Origin of the sequence: Bartonella sp. DGB1, assembly GCF_041345015.1 — a bacterium.
Taxonomy (GTDB): Bacteria; Pseudomonadota; Alphaproteobacteria; order Rhizobiales; family Rhizobiaceae; genus DGB1.
The window spans coordinates 120,656-140,411 of sequence record NZ_CP166769.1 but is presented as its reverse complement, the minus strand read 5'-3'; the positions used below and the strand labels follow the sequence as shown (position 1 = coordinate 140,411).

Annotated in this window: 17 protein-coding genes and 1 pseudogene; 13 read left to right on the top strand and 5 right to left on the bottom strand. The window is 30.2% G+C overall.

What is annotated here, in order from left to right:
• The first annotated feature begins 181 nt into the window (after positions 1-181).
• The 10 genes from AB6T46_RS00655 to AB6T46_RS00610 all read left to right on the top strand — a co-directional run bounded on the left by AB6T46_RS00655 (position 182) and on the right by AB6T46_RS00610 (position 13,456).
• Positions 182-1,459, top strand: a complete 1,278-nt coding sequence (locus AB6T46_RS00655) for an amino acid permease (RefSeq protein WP_370931532.1) — start codon at positions 182-184, stop codon at positions 1,457-1,459.
• 294 nt (positions 1,460-1,753) lie between these two features.
• Positions 1,754-3,031, top strand: a complete 1,278-nt coding sequence (locus tag AB6T46_RS00650; RefSeq protein WP_370931531.1) for an amino acid permease — start codon at positions 1,754-1,756, stop codon at positions 3,029-3,031.
• 319 nt (positions 3,032-3,350) lie between these two features.
• The gene (locus AB6T46_RS00645; protein ID WP_370931530.1) at positions 3,351-4,628 is read left to right on the top strand and encodes an aromatic amino acid transport family protein; all 1,278 of its coding nucleotides are present in this window, start codon (positions 3,351-3,353) and stop codon (positions 4,626-4,628) included.
• 321 nt (positions 4,629-4,949) lie between these two features.
• A complete protein-coding gene (locus AB6T46_RS00640; protein WP_370931529.1) occupies positions 4,950-6,227 on the top strand; it encodes an amino acid permease in 1,278 nt (425 codons plus the stop codon).
• A gap of 317 nt (positions 6,228-6,544) precedes the next feature.
• Complete coding sequence (locus AB6T46_RS00635) at positions 6,545-7,822, top strand: amino acid permease (protein ID WP_370931528.1); 1,278 nt, start codon at positions 6,545-6,547, stop codon at positions 7,820-7,822.
• Positions 7,823-8,063: 241 nt separating this feature from the next.
• Positions 8,064-9,341, top strand: coding sequence for an amino acid permease (locus AB6T46_RS00630; protein ID WP_370931527.1), 1,278 nt, complete (start codon positions 8,064-8,066; stop codon positions 9,339-9,341).
• Positions 9,342-9,392: 51 nt separating this feature from the next.
• The gene (locus tag AB6T46_RS00625) at positions 9,393-10,757 is read left to right on the top strand and encodes an L-serine ammonia-lyase (RefSeq protein WP_370931526.1); all 1,365 of its coding nucleotides are present in this window, start codon (positions 9,393-9,395) and stop codon (positions 10,755-10,757) included.
• A gap of 13 nt (positions 10,758-10,770) precedes the next feature.
• Complete coding sequence (locus AB6T46_RS00620) at positions 10,771-11,892, top strand: DNA recombination protein RmuC (protein WP_370931525.1); 1,122 nt, start codon at positions 10,771-10,773, stop codon at positions 11,890-11,892.
• 52 nt (positions 11,893-11,944) lie between these two features.
• Positions 11,945-12,541 carry a hypothetical protein gene (locus AB6T46_RS00615; RefSeq protein ID WP_370931524.1) on the top strand — a complete coding sequence of 199 codons (597 nt, stop codon included), beginning with the start codon at positions 11,945-11,947 and terminating at the stop codon, positions 12,539-12,541.
• 6 nt (positions 12,542-12,547) lie between these two features.
• A complete protein-coding gene (locus AB6T46_RS00610; protein WP_370931523.1) occupies positions 12,548-13,456 on the top strand; it encodes a DMT family transporter in 909 nt (302 codons plus the stop codon).
• Here AB6T46_RS00610 and rlmN read toward each other — a convergent pair.
• Positions 13,451-14,596: pseudogene (gene rlmN / locus AB6T46_RS00605) on the bottom strand (23S rRNA (adenine(2503)-C(2))-methyltransferase RlmN); the annotation flags it as partial. The gene AB6T46_RS00610 and the pseudogene rlmN overlap by 6 nt on opposite strands.
• Positions 14,597-14,807: 211 nt before the next feature.
• Between rlmN and AB6T46_RS00600 the strand changes: the two are divergent.
• Both AB6T46_RS00600 and AB6T46_RS00595 read left to right on the top strand, forming a co-directional pair.
• A complete protein-coding gene (locus AB6T46_RS00600) occupies positions 14,808-15,581 on the top strand; it encodes an electron transfer flavoprotein subunit beta/FixA family protein (RefSeq protein WP_370931522.1) in 774 nt (257 codons plus the stop codon).
• A gap of 9 nt (positions 15,582-15,590) precedes the next feature.
• Positions 15,591-16,535 carry an electron transfer flavoprotein subunit alpha/FixB family protein gene (locus AB6T46_RS00595; protein ID WP_370931521.1) on the top strand — a complete coding sequence of 315 codons (945 nt, stop codon included), beginning with the start codon at positions 15,591-15,593 and terminating at the stop codon, positions 16,533-16,535.
• Positions 16,536-16,584: 49 nt separating this feature from the next.
• Here AB6T46_RS00595 and AB6T46_RS00590 read toward each other — a convergent pair whose 3' ends face one another.
• On the bottom strand, positions 16,585-17,145 hold the full coding sequence (locus AB6T46_RS00590) for an acetate uptake transporter (RefSeq protein ID WP_370931520.1): 561 nt from the start codon (positions 17,143-17,145) through the stop codon (positions 16,585-16,587).
• Positions 17,146-17,327: 182 nt separating this feature from the next.
• Between AB6T46_RS00590 and AB6T46_RS00585 the strand changes: the two genes are divergently transcribed.
• On the top strand, positions 17,328-18,038 hold the full coding sequence (locus tag AB6T46_RS00585; protein ID WP_370931519.1) for a methyltransferase domain-containing protein: 711 nt from the start codon (positions 17,328-17,330) through the stop codon (positions 18,036-18,038).
• 23 nt (positions 18,039-18,061) lie between these two features.
• Here AB6T46_RS00585 and AB6T46_RS00580 read toward each other — a convergent pair whose 3' ends face one another.
• The 3 genes from AB6T46_RS00580 to AB6T46_RS00570 are packed head-to-tail and all read right to left on the bottom strand — an operon-like array spanning position 18,062 to position 19,756.
• Positions 18,062-18,490, bottom strand: a complete 429-nt coding sequence (locus AB6T46_RS00580; RefSeq protein WP_370931518.1) for an EVE domain-containing protein — start codon at positions 18,488-18,490, stop codon at positions 18,062-18,064.
• Position 18,491: 1 nt separating this feature from the next.
• On the bottom strand, positions 18,492-18,776 hold the full coding sequence (locus AB6T46_RS00575; RefSeq protein ID WP_370931517.1) for a YciI family protein: 285 nt from the start codon (positions 18,774-18,776) through the stop codon (positions 18,492-18,494).
• Positions 18,776-19,756: an NAD(P)H-dependent glycerol-3-phosphate dehydrogenase gene (locus AB6T46_RS00570; protein ID WP_370932067.1), complete on the bottom strand. Its 981-nt coding sequence runs from the start codon at positions 19,754-19,756 to the stop codon at positions 18,776-18,778. The genes AB6T46_RS00575 and AB6T46_RS00570 overlap by 1 nt, the downstream gene beginning before the upstream one ends.

Below are 19,756 nucleotides of genomic sequence, written 5' to 3'. Positions count from 1 at the left end.
TTAACTTCATATATTTACAATATTAGGAGATGTTATATTCACCAATATTATCACATACTTTTATTTTTAACTGACACTAAATAGGTATATTAAACTATAAAAAATTTAGCCTTAATATCCCTGTTTTTACTTAACCCTATTCTTATGAATAACCATATTAACAAATATAAGAAGATCAAATATGAAAAATACTCTAATAAATAAAAATTCTCAAAAATGGAATAAGATAGATACCGCTTGGACTTTAAGTCTATATGGTACCGCTATTGGTGCAGGAATATTATTTCTTCCAATCCAACTAGGATTAGGAGGATTATTACCAGTTGTAATTATGACTATTCTTGCTTTTCCTATAGCATTTTTTCCAGCTCGCAATGTAGCTAGAGTAGTACTAGCCGGTAAAAACATTAACGATGATATTATTGATGTCACTAAACAAAATTTTAGTAATGGATTTACCAGCTTTTTTGCTTTCTCATATTTTTTATGCGTATTTCCTATATTAATGATATACGGTATAGCAATAACTAATAATATTATAAATGTTATAGTAGAATTATTAGGCTGGTCTACACCTTCACGTTGGTGGATAGCCTTAGTAATTATTACTTTATTAACATTAGCGGTTAATTTTGGGCGAATAATCGTTATTAAAATTATGAGCTTTTTAGTTTTTCCACTAATAGCCTGTTTGTTTTTATTTTCCTTAGCTATGATTCCTCATTGGAATTCTACCATTCTAGAAACATTATCTTTTAGTTATGTTGCACCGATAGAAACTCATAATAGTTTATTTAAATCATTATTGGTAACATTCCCTGTTATAGCTTTTGCTTTTAATCATATCTTTGCAATTTCTGCATTTGCTTCATCTAATAGAGAAATGTACGGCAAAAATGCTGAAAGAAAAGCCTCAAAAACACTGGCGTTAGCAGTTGCATTAATGGTCTTCACAAGTATGTTCTTTGTGGTTAGCTGTGTTATGGTTCTTACTCCTGAACAATTGAACGAAGCTAAAATGGATAATATCAGTGTATTAGATTTTCTAGCTATAGTTTTACAAAATCCTATTATTAAATATATAGCTTCGGCCATTGCCTTTGTTGCAGTAGCAACCTCTTTTTTAGGGCATTATTTAGGAGCACAAGAAGCATTTAAATATTTTTTCACTCATATATATAGGCCTAAAACAATCCCTGTATCAGATAAAACAATAAAAATAGTAACTGCTATTGTTATATTTATGTCTGTATGGTTAGCAGCAACTTATAACCCAAGTGTTGTTGCCACTCTAGTTAATGTTGTAGGTCCAATATTAGCTTTTATATTATTTTTATTTCCTTTAATAGCAATCTACACCATACCTCAGTTATATAAATATAAATCTTTAATACCAGATTTATTCATCGCACTAATAGGTCTAGGTTGTTTATATATTGCAGCAGTATCGTTACTATAAAATACTAATTATAATGAGTATGCTACTGGCTTACCTTTAATATACTCATTATACATTCCATAACACTATCTAACAAATTCTATAGCAATCACGGTAATTCACACCAAACGCATGTCAACTTCATATAGTTGCAATATTAGGAAGGGTTATATTCACCAATACCTCGATATACTTTTATTTTTAATTAGCACTAAATAATTATATTAAACTATAAAATGCTTAGTCTTAATATACCGGTCTTTGTATATCCTTGTTCTTATCAAGAGCTATACTACCAAATAAAGGAGAGCACACATGAAAAATACTCCAATAAATAAAACTTCACAAAAATGGAACAAGATGAATACCGCTTGGACTTTAAGTCTATATGGTACCGCTATTGGTGCAGGCATATTATTCCTACCTATCCAATTAGGATTAGGGGGATTATTACCAGTTGTAATTATGACAATCATTGCTTTCCCTATGGCATTTTTATGTCATCGCAATGTAGCTAGAGTAGTACTAGCTGGTAAAAATGCTAACGATAATATTATTGATGTTACCAAACAAAATTTTAGCAATATCTTTACGAATTTTTTTGCTATATTATATTTTTTATACGCATTTCCTACACTAATAGTCTATAGTGTCGCAATAACTAACAATATTATAAATGTTATGGTCGAATTATTAGGCTGGTCTACACCTTCACGTTGGTGGATCTCGTTGTTAATTATTACGTCGTTAATATTATCCGTTAATTTTGGTAGAACACTCGTTATTAAAATTATGAGCTTTCTAGTTTTTCCACTAATAGCATGTCTATTTTTACTGTCACTAGCTATGATTCCATATTGGAATCAGCCAATCCTAGACACATTATCTTTTAGTTATGTCTCACCTATAGAAACTCATAATAGTTTATTAAAATCATTATTATTATCATTTCCGGTTATAGCTTTTGCCTTCAATCATATCGTTGTAATCTCTTCATTTGCTGCGGCTAATAAAGAAATGTACGGTAAAAATGCTGAAAGAAAAATATCAAAAACGCTGGCAATAGCAGTTGCCTTAATGGTATTCACAAGTATGTTCTTTGTATTAAGCTGTATTATAGTTCTTAGCCCTCAACAATTGGAAATGGCTAAAGTTGATAATATCAGTGTATTAGATTTTTTAGCTATAGTTTTACAAAATCCTATTATTAAATATATAGCTTCTGGTATCGCCTTTGTTGCAGTAGCAACCTCTTTTTTAGGACATTATTTAGGAGCACAAGAAGCATTTAAATATTTTTTCACTCATATATATAGGCCTAAAACAATCCCTGTATCAGATAAAACAATAAAAATAGTAACTGCTATTGTTATATTTATGTCTGTATGGTTAGCAGCAACTTATAACCCAAGTATTGTTGCTACTCTAGTTAATGTTGTAGGTCCAATATTGGCTTTTATATTATTTTTATTTCCTCTAATAGCAATCTATACAATACCGCAATTATATAAATATAAATCTTTAATACCAGATTTATTCATTGCACTAATAGGTCTAGGTTGTTTATATATTGCAGCAACATCATTATTATAACAATTAATTATAATGAATATACTATTGGATCGCCATTCGTATATTCATTATAATCTATGACAACTACTTACTATCTAACAAATGTCTACTAATTACTATAATTACATATCAAAGCCAAAAATAAGTGCTTGTTATTTTTAATAATAGAAGGTCTTTTCTACTATTATTCTGTTCACCTCACTCCATATAATTTTATTTTTTAACTAACATTAAAATTAATTATAGTAATTTATAAAAAAATGTTTTAAGCTTAATCTCCCGGTCTTTGTATATACTTACTCTTATCAAGACCTATACTACCAAGTAAAGGAGAACTACCATGCCAAATACTCCAATAAATAAACCTTTACAAAAATGGAATAAAGTTGATACTGATTGGACTTTAAGTATATATGGTACCGCTATCGGTGCAGGCATATTATTCTTACCTATTCAATTAGGATTAGGAGGATTATTACCAGTTTTAATTATGACAATCATTGCTTTCCCTATTGCATTTCTTCCAGCTCGCAATGTAGCTAGAGTAATACTAGCTGCTAAAAATGATAATGATGATATTATTGACGTTACTAAACAAAATTTTAGCAAAGGATTTACTAATTTTTTTGCTTTCGCATACTTTTTATGCGTCTTCCCTATATTAATGATATATGGTGTAGCTTTAACAAATAATATTATCAATGTTATGGTAGAGTTATTAGGATGGTCTAGCCCATCACGTTGGTGGCTAGCTTTATTAATTGTTTCATCATTAATATTATCTGTTAGCTGTAGCCGAATAATAGTCCTTAAAATTATGAGCTTTTTAGTTTTTCCACTAATAGCAGCTCTATTTTTATTTTCACTAGCAATAATACCATATTGGAATTATGATATACTAAACACGTTATCTTTTAGTTATGTTTCACCTATAGAAACTCATAATAATTTATTTAAAGCATTATTGGTATCATTACCTATTATAGCTGTTGCTTTTAATCATATCTTTGCAATTTCTTCATTTGTTTCCTCTAATAGAGAAATGTACGGTAAAAATGCTGAGAGAAAAATCTTAAAAACCCAAAAGTTAGCTATTTCCTTAATGGTATTCACAAGTATGTTCTTTGTATTCAGTTGTATTATGGCACTTAGCCCTAAACAATTGGAAATGGCTAAAATTGATAATATCAGTGTATTAGATTCTTTAGCTATAGTTTTACACAATCCTATTATTAAATATATAGCTTCTGGTATTGCCTTTGTTGCAGTAGCTAGCTCTTTTTTAGGGCATTATTTAGGGGCACAAGAATCATTTAAATATTTTTTCACCCACATTTATAAACCTAAAACAATGAGAATATCCGACAAAACAATACAATTATTAACTGCTATTACAATGTTTATTGCCATATGGCTAGCAGCTACTTACAATCCAAGCATTATTGCAACTATAGCTAATATTATAGGTCCAATGATAGCATTTATACTATTTTTATTTCCTCTAATAGCAATATATACCATACCTCAATTATATAAATATAAATCTTTAATACCAGATTTATTCATTGCTTTAATAGGGGTAGCTTGTATGTATATTGCAATAGTATCATTACTATAAATACCAATTATAATGAGTATACTACTGACTTACATTTAGTATACTCATTATAAATTTAATAGTTACTATCTAACAAATATCTACTAATAACTGTAATGACATATCACAAACCAAGATAATTGATTATTATCTTTAAGAGCAGAAATAGCAGAACGTATTTTCTACTATCATTCTATTCACCTAACTCCATATAATTATTTTTTAGCTAACACTAAAAATAATTATAGTAATTTATAAAAAAATGCTTTAGGCTTAATATCCCTGTTTTTACTGTCCCTGTTCTTACCAAGAACTATAATAACAGGTATAAGGAGACTATACATGGAAAATACTCCAATAAATAAACCTTCACAAAAGTGGAATAATGTTGATACTGCCTGGACACTAAGTCTGTATGGTACAGCTATTGGTGCCGGCATATTATTTCTTCCTATCCAAATAGGATTGGGAGGATTGTTACCTGTTTTAATTATGACACTCATTGCTTTCCCTATGACATTTTTGTCTCACCGCAATGTTGCTAGAGTGGTATTAGCTGGTAAAAATGATAATGATGATATTATTGATGTTACTAAACAAAATTTTAGTAAAGGATTTACTCATTTTTTTGCTAGCATCTATTTTTTTGCTATTGTGCCCGTAATAATGATTTATGGTATCTCGCTGACTAATAATATTTTAAATGTTTTAGTAGAATTATTAGGCTGGTCTACACCATCACGTTGGTGGATCGCTTTATTAATTGTTTGCTTACTATTATTATTAGTTAATTTTGGTAAAGAGTTGACTATTAAAATCATGAGCTTTTTAGTTTTTCCACTAATAACATTTTTGTTTTTCTTTTCATTGGCTATGATTCCTCGCTGGGATTTAGCAATGTTAGACACATTATCTTTTAGTTATGTTTCATCAGTGGAAACTCACAATAGTTTATTTAAAGCATTATTAGCATCATTTCCGGTTATGGTTTTTGCCTTTTATCATATGGTAGTCATTTCTGCATGTACTATCAATTATAAAGAGGCATACGGCAAAAAGGCTGAAAAAAAAATCTCAAAAACGCTAGCGTTAGCTGTTGCATTAATGGTACTTACGGCTAGTTTTTTTGTCTTTAGCTGTGCGATGGTACTTGAACCTAAGGAATTATTAATAGCAAAAAATAATAATGTAAGTGTGTTAGATTATTTAGCTGTATTTTTACACAATCCAGCTATTAAATATATGGCGTCCGCTATTGCATTTGTTGCCGTTGTAACTTCTTTTATAGGTAATTATTTAGGTTTACAAGAAGCATTTAAATATTTTTTCACTAACATCTATAAACCTAAGACAATGACTGTTTCAGATAAAACAATACAAATATTAACTGCATTGACTGTTTTTGTTTTAGTATGGACATCAGCTACTTATAATTTAAGTATTGTTGCTACTATGATGAATCTTGTAAGTCCAATGTTAGCTTTTATGCTATTTTTATTTCCTTTAATAGCAATCTACACTATGCCTAATTTACACAAATATAAATCTTTAATACCGGATTTATTCCTTGCAATAATAGGCGTCGGTTGTATGTATATTGCAATAGTATCATTACTATAAAATAATAATTATAATGAGTATATTAAGTGTAAATCAATAATATACTCATTATAAATTCAATAACCTAATTTAATAAATTTCTATCTCTGTAATCACATTCACAACACAAATAATTACCTATTGTTTGCCGTGTTAAAAAGGCTTTTCTATAATCTTTATATTTACTAATATTTCCTTACTATTATGAAGATATTTATATTATTTTAGTTTATAAAATTAAAACTAAAATAATTATAGTAATTTATAAAAAAATATTTTAGTATTACTGTCCCTGTTCTTGTAGAGAACAATAATAACAAGTATAAGGAAAATAATACATGGAAAAGACTACAGTAAATAAATCTTTTAAAAAATGGAATAATCTTGATACCGCTTGGGCCTTAAGTTTGTATGGCACAGGTATTGGCGCGGGCATATTATTTCTACCTATTCAAGCAGGATTAGGAGGATTACTACCCGTTTTGATTATGACCATTATTGCTTTTCCATTGACTTTTTTAACACACCGCAATGTAGCTAGATTTGTATTAGCCGGTAAAAATGCTAGCGATGATATTATTGAAGTTACTAAACAAAATTTCAACCGGGGCTTTACTAATTTTTTTGCTAGTATTTACTTTTTCTCTATTTTTCCAATAATAATGATTTTTGGTATCTCTTTAACTAACAATGTTATAAATGTTTTGGTAGAATTGTTAGGCTGGTCTAGCCCATCACGTTGGTGGATCGCTTTATTAATTGTTTCAGCGCTAATATTATTAGTTAATTTCGGTAAAGATATAACTATTAGAATCATGAGCTTTTTAGTTTTTCCTTTAGTAGGATTTTTGTTTTTATTCTCGTTAGCAATGATTACTCACTGGGATTCTAACATCCTAAACACATTATCCTTTAGTTATGCCTCACCGATAGAATCGCATAATAGTTTATTTAAAGCGTTATTGCTATCATTCCCGGTTATAATTTTTGCCTTTTATCATATGGTAGTGATTTCTGCATTTACTGTAAGTTATAAAGAAAACTACGGTCAACATGCTGAAAGAAAACTCTCAAAAACATTATCGTTAGCAGTAGTATTAATGATAATTACCGCTAGTTTTTTTCTTTTCAGTTGTGTGATGGTACTTGAGCCTAGAGAATTATTAGTAGCAAAAACTAATAATGTAAGTGTATTAGATTATTTAGCTGTATATCTAAAAAATCCAGCTATTAAATATATGGCTTCAGCGGTTGCATTTGTTGCAATTATAACTTCTTTCATAGGCACCTATTTCGGAGCACAAGAAGCGCTTAAATATTTCTTTTCTAATATCTATAGACCTAAAACAATGACTGTGTCAGATAAAACAATAAAAATTATAACAGCATTAACTGTTTTTATTTTAGCGTGGACAGCAGCCACTTATAATTTAAGCATTGTTGCTACTATGGTAAATATTTTAGTTCCAATATTCGCTTTTATGCTATTTATATTTCCTCTAATAGCAATCTACACTATACCTACATTATATAAATATAAATCTTTTATCCCGGATTTATTCATTGCAATAACCGGTATCACTTGTATATATATTGCAATAATATCCTTATTGTAAAAATATCGATTATAACGAATATTACTACTAAATCTTTCTTAGTATATTCGTTATAAACTCTTTTCTGCTGACCTTTTATTCACTATCTTTGCTTACTTATTATAAAGATATAGGTAATATATACATTATTTTGTTTTTTAAAAAATTAAAACTAAAATAATTATAGTAATTTATAAAAAAATATTTTAAGCTTAATATCATTAGTCTAGCAAGAACAATAAGAAAAGCACCGAAAATGACCATGGAAAATACTCCAATAGAGCAACCCTTTCAAAAGTGGAATAATTTTGATACTGCTTGGACTTTAAGTCTATATGGTACAGCTATTGGGGCAGGTATATTATTTCTTCCAATCCAATTAGGGTTAGGAGGATTGTTACCGGTTTTAATTATGAGTATTATTACTTTTCCTTTGATCTTTTTTGCGCACCGCAATGTAGCAAGATTTGTATTAGCTGGTATAAAAGCTAGTGATGATATTATTGAAGTTACTAAACAAAATTTTAGTAGTAGATTTACTAATTTTTTTGCTACTATCTATTTTTTATCTATTTTTCCAATAATAATGATTTATGGAATAGCTTTAACTAATAATATTTTAAATGTTCTAGTAAAATTATTAGGCTGGTCTACACCATCACGTTGGTGGATAGCTTTATTAATTATTTCGTCACTAATCTTATTAGTTAATTTCGGAAAAGAAATCACTATTAAAATCATGAGTTTGTTAGTTTTCCCACTAATAGCATTTTTATTTTTATTTTCAGTAGCTATGATTCCTAATTGGAATTTTGCAATTTTAGAAACACTCTCTTTTAGTTATGTCTCACCGATAGAATCGCATAATAGTTTATTTAAAGCGTTATTGCTATCATTTCCTATTATGGTGTTCGCCTTTAATCATATGGCTGTAATTTCTTCATTTACTGTAAGTTATAAAGAAAAATATGGTAAAATTGTTGAAAGAAAAATATCAAAAACTCAAATATTAGCAGTTGCATTAATGGTATTTACGGCCGCTTTTTTTGTTTTCAGCTGTGTGATGGTGCTTGGACCTAAAGAATTATTCATAGCAAAAACTAACAATGTAAGTGTATTAGATTATTTAGCCATATATTTACACAATCCAGCTATTAAATATATAGCTTCAGCTGTTGCATTTGTTGCGGTTGTAACTTCTTTCATAGGTGTATATTTTGGAACACAAGAAGCCCTTAAATATTTTTTTACTTGCATCTATAAGACTAAAACAATAACTGTTGCAAATAAAACAATAAAAATCTCAACTGCGGTAACTGTTTTTATTTTGGTGTGGGCATCAGCTACTTATAACCTAAGTATTATTGCTACATTATTAAATATTTTAGGTCCAGTGCTAGCTTTTATGCTATTTATATTTCCTCTAATAGCAATCTACACTATACCTACATTATATAAATATAAATCTTTTATCCCGGATTCATTCATTCTTATAATAGGATTATGTTCTATGTATATTGCAGTAGTATCGTTATTTTAATAAAGCCATTGCTGGATTTTCCAGTAGTACATAATCACATGAGGTGGTAATATGATAAGTGTTTTAGATATTTTTAAAATTGGTATAGGTCCTTCTAGTTCACACACCGTAGGTCCTATGAAAGCAGCCTATGAATTTATTAATCTTTTAGCACAAGAGAATAAATTAACTAACACCACTGAAATATATGTAAAATTACATGGTTCTTTATCTCTCACCGGCAAAGGGCATGCTAGTGATAAAGCTGTGATTTTAGGGTTAGCAGGTAACTTACCAGATAATGTTGATGTAGAAAATATTGATAATTTTCTAACTAAAGTTAATAATGAAAAAATTCTACCGTTATTAAACAACCAAAAAACTATATGTTTCTCCCCTGAGAAACATATAGAATTTTGTAATGATAATTTACCCTTGCATGAAAATGGTCTAATTTTTTATGCTTTTTGTGATAATAAAAAATTATTGCAAAAAACTTATTATTCTATTGGAGGAGGATTTATTACTACTGAGGAAGATTTTAATAAAGAACAAAGTATCTCTTTTAATTTTCCTTATCCTTTTCAATCTGCATCTGATTTAACAAAACATTGCTTATCTGAAAATATATCATTAAGCGAATTGGTCATGAGAAATGAATTATCTCTCCGAAGCCAAGAAGAAATTGAATTATATTTTCAAAAAATATGGCTCACTATGCAAGAAGCAATCCAAAGAGGGCTATCTACTCCTGGTTATTTACCTGGTTGCCTTAAATTACCACGGCGTGCTAATAGTTTGTTGCAACAATTACAAACAGAACAAAAATCATCAGACCCAATGCAACTGCTTGACTGGCTTAACTTATTTGCTTTTGCTGTTAGTGAAGAAAATGCTGCAGGAGGACGTATAGTTACCTCACCTACTAATGGCGCTTGTGGAATTATCCCTGCCGTTTTAAATTATTACAACCAATTTATTGAACCTTTAAATACATTTAAACTTACAGAGTTTTTCTTAGTATCTGGTGTAATAGGAGTATTATACAAAATGAATGCCTCTATTTCAGGTGCTGAAGTAGGCTGTCAAGGAGAAGTTGGTGTTGCCTGTTCCATGGCCGCAGCTGGATTAACTCACTTATTAGGTGGCAATATTTATCAAATAGAGATAGCTGCTGAAATAGCGATGGAACATCACTTAGGAATGACATGTGATCCTGTTGCGGGATTGGTTCAAATTCCTTGTATTGAACGTAATGCTATTGCAGCAGTAAAAGCTTATAATGCGACACGTATGGCTTTACGCAGAACTAGTGATCCTAGAGTGAATTTAGATCAGGTCATAATTACTATGTATGAAACTGGTAAAGATATGCATACTAAATACAGAGAAACTTCAATAGGCGGTTTAGCAAAAACCATAAATCAATGCGGTTAAATAGAGAAAATTTATGCTAGGATATCCTGATATTTCTTTAAATATTATTCACTTGATCATTTTACTGATGATTTCTTTTATCATAGGCTTAGCATTATCTTGGCTTGTGAATTATTTACGAAATAATAGTAAAAAAGAAATAGATAAATTATTGACCTCTCATCAAGAATTAGAATATCAACTAAAAGCTATTAATAATAACTTTCAATCTAGCCAACATTTTTTTGATAAAAAAATACAAGATAATTTTTCTGGAATCACTCAACAGTTACATGAAAATTTTCATAAACAAGCAAAATTCCAATACCAGCATATGAGTAATCTACAAGAAAAACTAGGTATAATAGATAACGCCCAAAAAAATATCCAATCTTTAGCTAGTGAAGTAGTACAATTACAACATATTCTCTCTAATAAACATACGCGAGGTACGTTTGGACAAGGTAGAATGGAAGCATTAATTTGTGACGCTTTACCTAACAATCTCTATAAATTTCAACATACTTTATCAAATGGAAGTCGTCCAGATTGTATAATCAAATTACCTAACGGCCCTTGTTTAATTATTGATGCTAAATTTCCTTTAGAGTCATGGCACAAATTTCGCTCTCTTACTGACGAAAAAGAAATACAATTAGCCTATAAACAATTTTCTCGTGATATGATAAAACATATAACAGATATATCTGACAAATATCTAATAACTGGAGAAACATATGACTCAGCTTTTATGTTTATACCATCTGAATCCATTTTTGCTGATATCCAAGAATATTACCAAGATATAGTTCAACGAGCTTATAAAAACCGGGTAATTATTGTTTCTCCTTCTTTATTATTATTATCAATACAAGTTATTCAATCAATGTTTAAAGACGCTCGTATGAATGAGCAAGCGTTGCTGATACAAATAGAAGTAGAAAAAATGGCAAAAGATATCTCACGGTTAGACGAAAGAGTACAAAAATTAGCGTCACATTTTCACCTTACAACCAAAGATATTGATGAGATTCTAATATCCACCAAGAAGATAACTAAAGCTAGCGATAAAATAATGACTAAAGATCTAACTTTAGAAACCTCAGATACATCAACAAATAAATTACTTTTACAAACTGAATCTATTGACAAATAATAAAAAAATTTACTAATGATATATTAATAATAAACCATGGATATGCATATATATGTTTAAAAGCAAAGGCTTTAGATTAAAATATTTACTATTATATATGCTATTATCCGCTTGTGCGAGTGTGCCTGCTGATAAAAATGATATTTGCTCTGTATTAATACAAAAAAATGGATTGCTAGTTAATTGGGAAAAAGCAAGCAAATCAGCAGCTATGACGCATAAAATTGATTTAGAACTTATTTTAGCAACTATATTTATAGAATCTAGTTTTAATTCCTATGCAAAACCACAAAGAACCAAAGTCTTAGGCTTTATTCCTTGGAAACGGCTTTCTTCAGCATATGGTTATGCACAAGCATTAGATAGTAGTTGGAAAGATTATATAAAGGACACTGGTCGTATTTATGCAGATAGGCACAATTTTTATGATGCAACAGATTTTATAGCTTGGTATTATAGGAAATCAATTGACCGTCATAATATTAAGCCTAAAGATTATAAATCACTATATATTACCTATCATCTAGGCAATAATAGCCCTACTCATTTACGGAAAAATATACCTGAACACATAATGAAAACCGCACAACGTTTAGACAATTTAACCAAAAATTACTCATCTCAATTATATAAATGTGGCATATTGTAACTTATTATGAATATTAACTCCCTCAATCACAAAAGCACTTTAATTGGTGTTATACTTATTTTAATTGGTTATTTTTTATTTTCCTTAAACGATGCTTTAAGCAAAGTTCTTTTACAAACTTTTACCCTAGGGCAATTATTATTTTTTCGATCAATTGGCTCTGCAATTATCTTAGCACCTATAATAGCTTACGAAGGTAAAACAGGATTTTTTAGCCTAAAACCAATGTGGGCACACGTTAGTAGATTATTTTGCGCCACTCTTGATACTATCTGTTTTTACATAGCCGTGATGTTTTTACCACTTACAGATGTTCTCACATTTTATATGGCCGGACCAATCTATGTAACAATTATTTCACATTTTTTTCTAAATGAATTAATGGGGTGGCGGAGATGGGTAGCTATCTTAATAGGTTTTATTGGTGTTATCATTACCTTAAATCCTACAGGAGCTAATTTCTCTTATTATTCTATATTCGCTTTAATTAGCGGTCTTTCCTTTGCATTATTAATAGTTTTAAATCGAATTCTCCAAACCTCCAGAGATAGCGTCATGGTTTCTTGGCAAAATATTGTTGCTTTAGTTATAGGTGCTATATTATGTCTCTTTTCATGGACCCCCCTTAATACCACAGGTGTGATATATATTTTAATATTTGGTACCATAGCATGTAGTGGACATATTCTAATTTCTAAATCATTAAAATATATCCCTGCTACACTAGCGGCCCCTATGCAATATACAATATTAATATGGGCTATTCTATTTGATTATTTATTTTTCCATCATCAAGTGGAAGCCCATGTAATATTAGGCGCGGCTATTATTATTTCATCAAATTTATTTTTAATATATCGCCGTAAAAAAGTTACAAATAAAATTGATAAAAGTATATCTCAACCTGGATTATAAGTTATTATTTTCTAGTTTTTCTCTGTCTAATTTACGCATTCTTTCAGTAGCAGATTTTAATTGACCACAAGCAGCCATTATATCTCTGCCTCGAGGAGTTCTAATTGGACAAGCATATCCAGCATTGTTAACTATGTCAGCAAATAGCTCTATTTGCTGCCAGTCTGAACATTGATAATCTGTACCAGGCCATGGATTAAAAGGTATTAAATTAATTTTTGCGGGCACACCTTTTAATAATTTAACTAAAGCTTTAGCATCCTCTATCGAATCATTAACATTTTTAATCATTACATATTCAAATGTGATTTTTCTGGCATTACTAACGCCGGGGTAATTTTTGCAAGCCTCGATTAACTGCTTTAAAGGATATTTTTTATTTATAGGAACTAAAATATCACGTAATTCATCTTTTACAGCATGTAATGAAATAGCTAACATTACACCTATTTCCTCACCCGTACGAATAATATTAGGAACCACTCCTGAAGTAGATAAAGTAATACGTCTTTTTGATAAAGACAACCCGTCTCCATTGGCCGCTATTAATAAAGCTTTTTTAACATTATCAAAATTATATAAGGGCTCTCCCATACCCATCATAACTATATTTGTTATTTTACGTTTTTCTTGCGGAACGAATGAACCAACTGACGCTTGAATATCAGGAAAATCTCCTAAAAAATCTTTTGCGACCATAATTTGCATTAATATTTCTTCTGCATTTAAATTACGCACCATACGTTGCGTTCCTGTATGACAAAAAGAGCAAGTCAAACTACAGCCAACCTGACTAGAGATACATAATGTTCCTCTATCTTCTTCTGGTATAAATACAGTTTCTACTTCTACTGGTTTACCAGCTCCTCTAGCAGGAAATTGTAACAACCATTTTACTGTACCATCTTTAGATATTTGTTGACTAACAATATCCGGTCTAGTTAAAGAAAATTTTTCATTTAATAATAGACGTAGCTCTTTAGATAAATTAGACATATTGAGAAAATCTTTCATTCCTCTCACATATATCCAATACCATAATTGAGTTACGCGCATATTAAAATGTTTATCCTCTATGCCAATCTCGGATAAAAGATATTTAATTTCTTCTTTTGTTAAGCCGATCAAAGACGGTTTTTCTAGTATATTCTGGGTATTAGTTTGCATAATTAGCGACATCTTACTTAGTAAGTTAATTTAAAATCAGTTATTATACACATATTTTTTTAAATTTCTATGTGTTTCTAAAGTAATTTAGTAGCAAACATACTATAATAAAATAAATTAATCTCGAAACTTTTACCAAATTATAGCAGTTTAAATATAAAATATCTTTTCTGAAAGGTAAAAAATGTCTGTTGCACAATCTTTAAAAGTTATTGTTCCTATTAAAAGAGTAGTAGACCCAAATATAAAAGTTCTAATTAAAGATGATGGACAAAGCTTAGATATAGAACATGTTAAAATGTCTATCAATCCTTTTGATGAAATAGCCTTAGAAGAAGCAATTCGCCTAAAGGAACAAGGCTTAACTAGAGAGCTTATAGCTGTATCTATCGGAGGAGAAAAAAATACAGATATACTACGTAATGCTTTAGCAATGGGCGCTGATAGAGCTATCCATATATTGACCGAACAACAAACTGAACCCCTATTAATAGCAAAGATACTTAAAAAAATAGTAGAAGAAGAGCAAGCTGATCTAATATTAATGGGAAAACAAGCTATTGATGATGACGCTAATCAAACAGGACAAATGTTAGCCGCTCTACTGGATATTGCACAAGCCTGCCAAGCTAGTGACATAAAAATAGATGGCTCTCAAGTAAATGTTAAAATGGAAGTGGATAATGGACAGCAAGAAATAGCTATAAATTTGCCGTGCGTTATCACAGTTGATTTACGTCTAAATCAACCTAGATTTATCTCTCTAATGCAAATAATGAAAGCAAAAAAACAACCTATAACAACTATTAACCTAGATGATATGCAAATTAAGCACACTCCAAATTATCACATAATTGCTGTTAATGCCCCCCCTAAAAGAGGAGCTGCTACCATGGTTAATGATATTGATGAATTATTAGATTTTATAAAGCAACGTGATATAACATTAGGTATTTAAGGTTTTTTTATGTCTCTTTTACTCTTAGCTCACCACCAAAATAACAAATTATCTAACCAAACATTAGCTTCACTTACAGCAGCTACAAAATTATCTAATAAAATTGACTTATTAATAGTTGGTCATCAAATTCTAGATATAGTTGCAGAAGCACGTCTATACCCGCATATCAATCAAATATTAACGGTAGACAATGAATCATTTGCTAATATAATGGCAGAAGATTTATCTGATTTATTAGTGACTTTAATACAAGAAAATAACTATAAATATTTAATATCTCCTACGGTAAGTTATGCAAAATTTGCTTTTCCCCGTGTAGCAGCAAAATTTGATGTAGCACAAATCTCTGACGTAATAGCTATTTTAGATAAAGATACCTTTCAACGACCAAGTTATGCCGGAAATATAATAGAAACAATAAAATCACTAAATAACCTTAAAATTTTAACAATACGTGCTACAACCTTTGACAAAATGCAACAAATTGCTAACCATACGACACCAATTAAAGAAATAAAATTTGAGACTAATAATTATCTATCTAAATTCATAGCTAATGAAACTTCTCATAATAAAGATATAGATTTACAAAGTGCTGATATTATTATCTCTGGCGGTAGAGGTTTAGAAAGTAAAGAAAATTTCACCAAGTTACTACAACCATTAGCAGTAAAGCTCAACGCCGCAATTGGCGCCTCTAGAGCCGCAGTAGACCTTGGATATGCTCCAAATGAATGGCAAATAGGTCAAACTGGTAAAATAGTTGCACCAACTTTATATATAGCGGTTGGTATTTCTGGTGCTATCCAGCATATTGCCGGTATCTGTGATGCTCAAATAATTGTAGCCATTAATAAAGATAAAGATGCTCCTATATTTGAATATGCTGATTGTGGATTAGTAGGAGATCTATTCGAGATATTGCCAAAATTACAAAATAAATTAGCTTAATAATAATTAAGCTAATTTATAGTTATAATATAATTATTGGTTTAAAGTCTTAGTCTCCTATTGGTAAAACCACTCTACCCAATTTTTCATTAAGTAGCTCAGCCATAGCCAAATAAATAGCACTAGCTCCACAAACAAGACCCTCATATCCAGCAATCTTGCCTATAAATGGACTATGTAAATAATCACCTAAAGCTAATAAGAAGAATAATATAGTTAAAGTTGCAAATATAAAACGTAATACAAAATTTGCACCTCTAGTACCTATGAATAAAAATAAGGTAAATAAACCCCATATAAATAAATAAGCTGACATAGCAGATAAACTAGCAGCTCCTACTTTTTCATTAGCGGGGAAATACCAAATTATAACTAGAGTTAACCAAAAAAAGCCATAAGAAGTAAAAGCAGTAGCAGGAAACACTTCATTACGTTTGTAAGAGATAATTCCCGCAACTATTTGCGCTAATCCTCCATAACAAAGCCCCATTGCTAACACCGTCATCGTCAAAGGCAAAAAACCTGCATTATGCAGGTTAAGTAACACTGTTGTCATACCAAAAGCTGCTAGACCTAGCGGGCCTGGGTTTGCTAAGGAATTCTCTTTCATCTTATTCTCCCAAATAAATTTACAGATACCTACATTATATAATTATTCCATATATTATACAAGAGATAAAATATAGTAACTATTATCACTCTTTTTTAAAAAACAGATGACAATCATTAATTATATAACTATATTAAATATATAATTTTATATTAGGTCGTATAATAAAGTAAAGATTAATTATGTATTATGATATTCGTTCCCTACGACAATTTTATCAATCAGCGTTAGGCCAAAAAACTATTAAAATATTACAAAAAGTTATTAAAGATAGTTATCCACCTCACAAAAATGATGTTATCATAGGATTAGGTTATACTCCTCCTTATTTAAATGATTTAACTAAATTAGGAAAAATTATTATCCCCCTAATGCCTGCTTATCAAGGCGCTGAGACTTGGCCAACGGCTTATAAAAATTGCACTATGTTAGTTGACGAAACAAAATTACCTTTAAATGATGAAACTGTTGATTATGTGCTATTAATACATATGCTCGAAACGGCTAATGATGAAAATAAACTATTACAAGAAATTTGGCGCATCTTAAAACCTTCTGCAAGAGTAATTATTATTGTCCCGCATCGACTAAGTTACTGGATTAATAGAGAAGAAACACCATTTGGAAATGGTCGACCTTATAGTTTTAATCAAATAAAAAAATTATTATATGATAATAATTTTTCTTCTATAAAAATTAAAGAATCTTTATATAAAATGTTTAATTATCCGTGGTTACCAGAAAGTTGGCTAACTAAGATAAAATATTTTCTACCTATTTTTGGCGGCGTATTAATAATAGAAGCAGAAAAAAGCTTATTACAGCCTATAACAGAAAAAAGTAAATTTATTAGGAAAACCTCTCCTAAATATTTATTTCCTATCCAAGGGTAAATTATTAGCTAACCGATATAATCTTAAATTATAATATCAGTTAATCCTGCTAAATTACATATATCTCGCCATTCTTGCTCAGTTACCGGTTGTACAGATAAACGTGTATGTTTAACCAGAGCCATATTAGCAAAACGCCCATCTGATTTAATTTCTTTTAGGGTAACAGCTCTAGGTAAATCCATATAGGCTATTAACTCCACACACTCCCACCTTTTATCATCTGTAGTTGGATCTTGTTTAGCAATAGCAGAAACTTCAGCTATACCAACTATTTCTTTACCAATATTAGAATGATAAAAAAATACTTTTTCACCCAATTGCATTAACCGCATATAATTACGAGCCGTGTAGTTACGTACTCCACTCCAAGCTTCGCCAGTTTTACCTTTTGCTTTTTGTTGTTGCCAAGACCAGACATCCGGTTCAGATTTTACTAACCAATAAGCCATATTAATTTAAATTATTCTTAGTTAAACGCCATGGATTTATAATTATTTTTTCAAATAAATTAGCTTCAGTATAAGGATCCATTTTTATTAATTGTTCTAATTCTGCTCTATTTTCAACTTCATAAATTAATAAGGAGCCAATGGGTTGACCTTCATCATCTAAAAATGGTCCGGCTAATTTTAACTTTTCTCCACAAGACTCTAAAAATTCTAAATGTTTTGATCTTAATTCGTTACGTTTCTCTAAATGATTGATTTTATCATAAGCAATAACCGTGAATAACATTAATCTTCCCTTTTCAATGGACGGTCAAGCAATAATGCTACCGCTTGTTTAATATTTATTTCATTTTCTAATAATTTTGCAACCGTTTTTGTGATTGGAGCATCTATATTTTTTTCCTCACAGATTGTAGCAGCAATTTTAGCAGTCGCTACACCTTCTGCTAATTTTAGCTGTTTTAAATCACAATCTCTAGCTAAAGCAACACCATATAAATAATTTCTTGATTGAGCAGATGAGCAAGTTAAAATTAAATCCCCTAATCCAGATAAACCCATAAATGTCTCCTTACGTCCTCCTAAACAGACACCTATTCTACGTAACTCAATAAAGCCTCTAGTAATCAAAGCTGCTTGAGCACTTAATCCTAAATTATACCCCATTATCATACCCGTAGCTATTGCTAAAATATTTTTTAATGCCCCCCCTAATTCTACACCGCGAACATCATCACTAGAATATACTCTAAAATAAGCCCCTGATAATATTTTTGCTAAATTTTCGGCTAATGTTAGCGAATCAGCAGCTATAGTTACAGCTACTGGAACATTTTGCACCACATCACACGCAAATGAAGGACCTGACAAAATCGCAAAAACTTGATTCGGTAAAATATCTTTAACGATTTGTGACATACTTCGACCGCTCTCTTGATCAATACCTTTAGAGCAAATTACTAATGGTGTATTACAAGGTATAAAGGTCTTTATTTTAGTTAGAAAATTTACCATTTCTTGAGCAGGTATCACTAATAATAAACAATCCTTATTTTGTACAATTTGCTCCAAATCATCACCGGCTTTCAAACTAGAAGGTAGAATACAATCCGGTAAATAAACAGAATTTTTATGTTGTTGATTAATTTCTGTTAGAATTTTTTTATTTCTGGCATATAAAGTTACCTCATGTCCAATGATAGACTGTCTAGCAGCGATAGCTGTTCCCCAAGCTCCGCCACCTAATACGGCAATTTTTTTAACTAT

Coding starts and splice junctions, on each gene's coding strand:
- AB6T46_RS00590 (WP_370931520.1), bottom strand. CDS start 17,145: ATGAAAGAGAATTCCTTAGCAAACCCAGGCCCGCTAGGTCTAGCAGCT.
- AB6T46_RS00600 (WP_370931522.1), top strand. CDS start 14,808: ATGTCTGTTGCACAATCTTTAAAAGTTATTGTTCCTATTAAAAGAGTA.
- AB6T46_RS00655 (WP_370931532.1), top strand. CDS start 182: ATGAAAAATACTCTAATAAATAAAAATTCTCAAAAATGGAATAAGATA.
- AB6T46_RS00625 (WP_370931526.1), top strand. CDS start 9,393: ATGATAAGTGTTTTAGATATTTTTAAAATTGGTATAGGTCCTTCTAGT.
- AB6T46_RS00615 (WP_370931524.1), top strand. CDS start 11,945: ATGTTTAAAAGCAAAGGCTTTAGATTAAAATATTTACTATTATATATG.
- AB6T46_RS00610 (WP_370931523.1), top strand. CDS start 12,548: ATGAATATTAACTCCCTCAATCACAAAAGCACTTTAATTGGTGTTATA.
- AB6T46_RS00585 (WP_370931519.1), top strand. CDS start 17,328: ATGTATTATGATATTCGTTCCCTACGACAATTTTATCAATCAGCGTTA.
- AB6T46_RS00580 (WP_370931518.1), bottom strand. CDS start 18,490: ATGGCTTATTGGTTAGTAAAATCTGAACCGGATGTCTGGTCTTGGCAA.
- AB6T46_RS00635 (WP_370931528.1), top strand. CDS start 6,545: ATGGAAAAGACTACAGTAAATAAATCTTTTAAAAAATGGAATAATCTT.
- AB6T46_RS00650 (WP_370931531.1), top strand. CDS start 1,754: ATGAAAAATACTCCAATAAATAAAACTTCACAAAAATGGAACAAGATG.
- AB6T46_RS00595 (WP_370931521.1), top strand. CDS start 15,591: ATGTCTCTTTTACTCTTAGCTCACCACCAAAATAACAAATTATCTAAC.
- AB6T46_RS00620 (WP_370931525.1), top strand. CDS start 10,771: ATGCTAGGATATCCTGATATTTCTTTAAATATTATTCACTTGATCATT.
- AB6T46_RS00645 (WP_370931530.1), top strand. CDS start 3,351: ATGCCAAATACTCCAATAAATAAACCTTTACAAAAATGGAATAAAGTT.
- AB6T46_RS00575 (WP_370931517.1), bottom strand. CDS start 18,776: ATGTTATTCACGGTTATTGCTTATGATAAAATCAATCATTTAGAGAAA.
- AB6T46_RS00640 (WP_370931529.1), top strand. CDS start 4,950: ATGGAAAATACTCCAATAAATAAACCTTCACAAAAGTGGAATAATGTT.
- AB6T46_RS00630 (WP_370931527.1), top strand. CDS start 8,064: ATGGAAAATACTCCAATAGAGCAACCCTTTCAAAAGTGGAATAATTTT.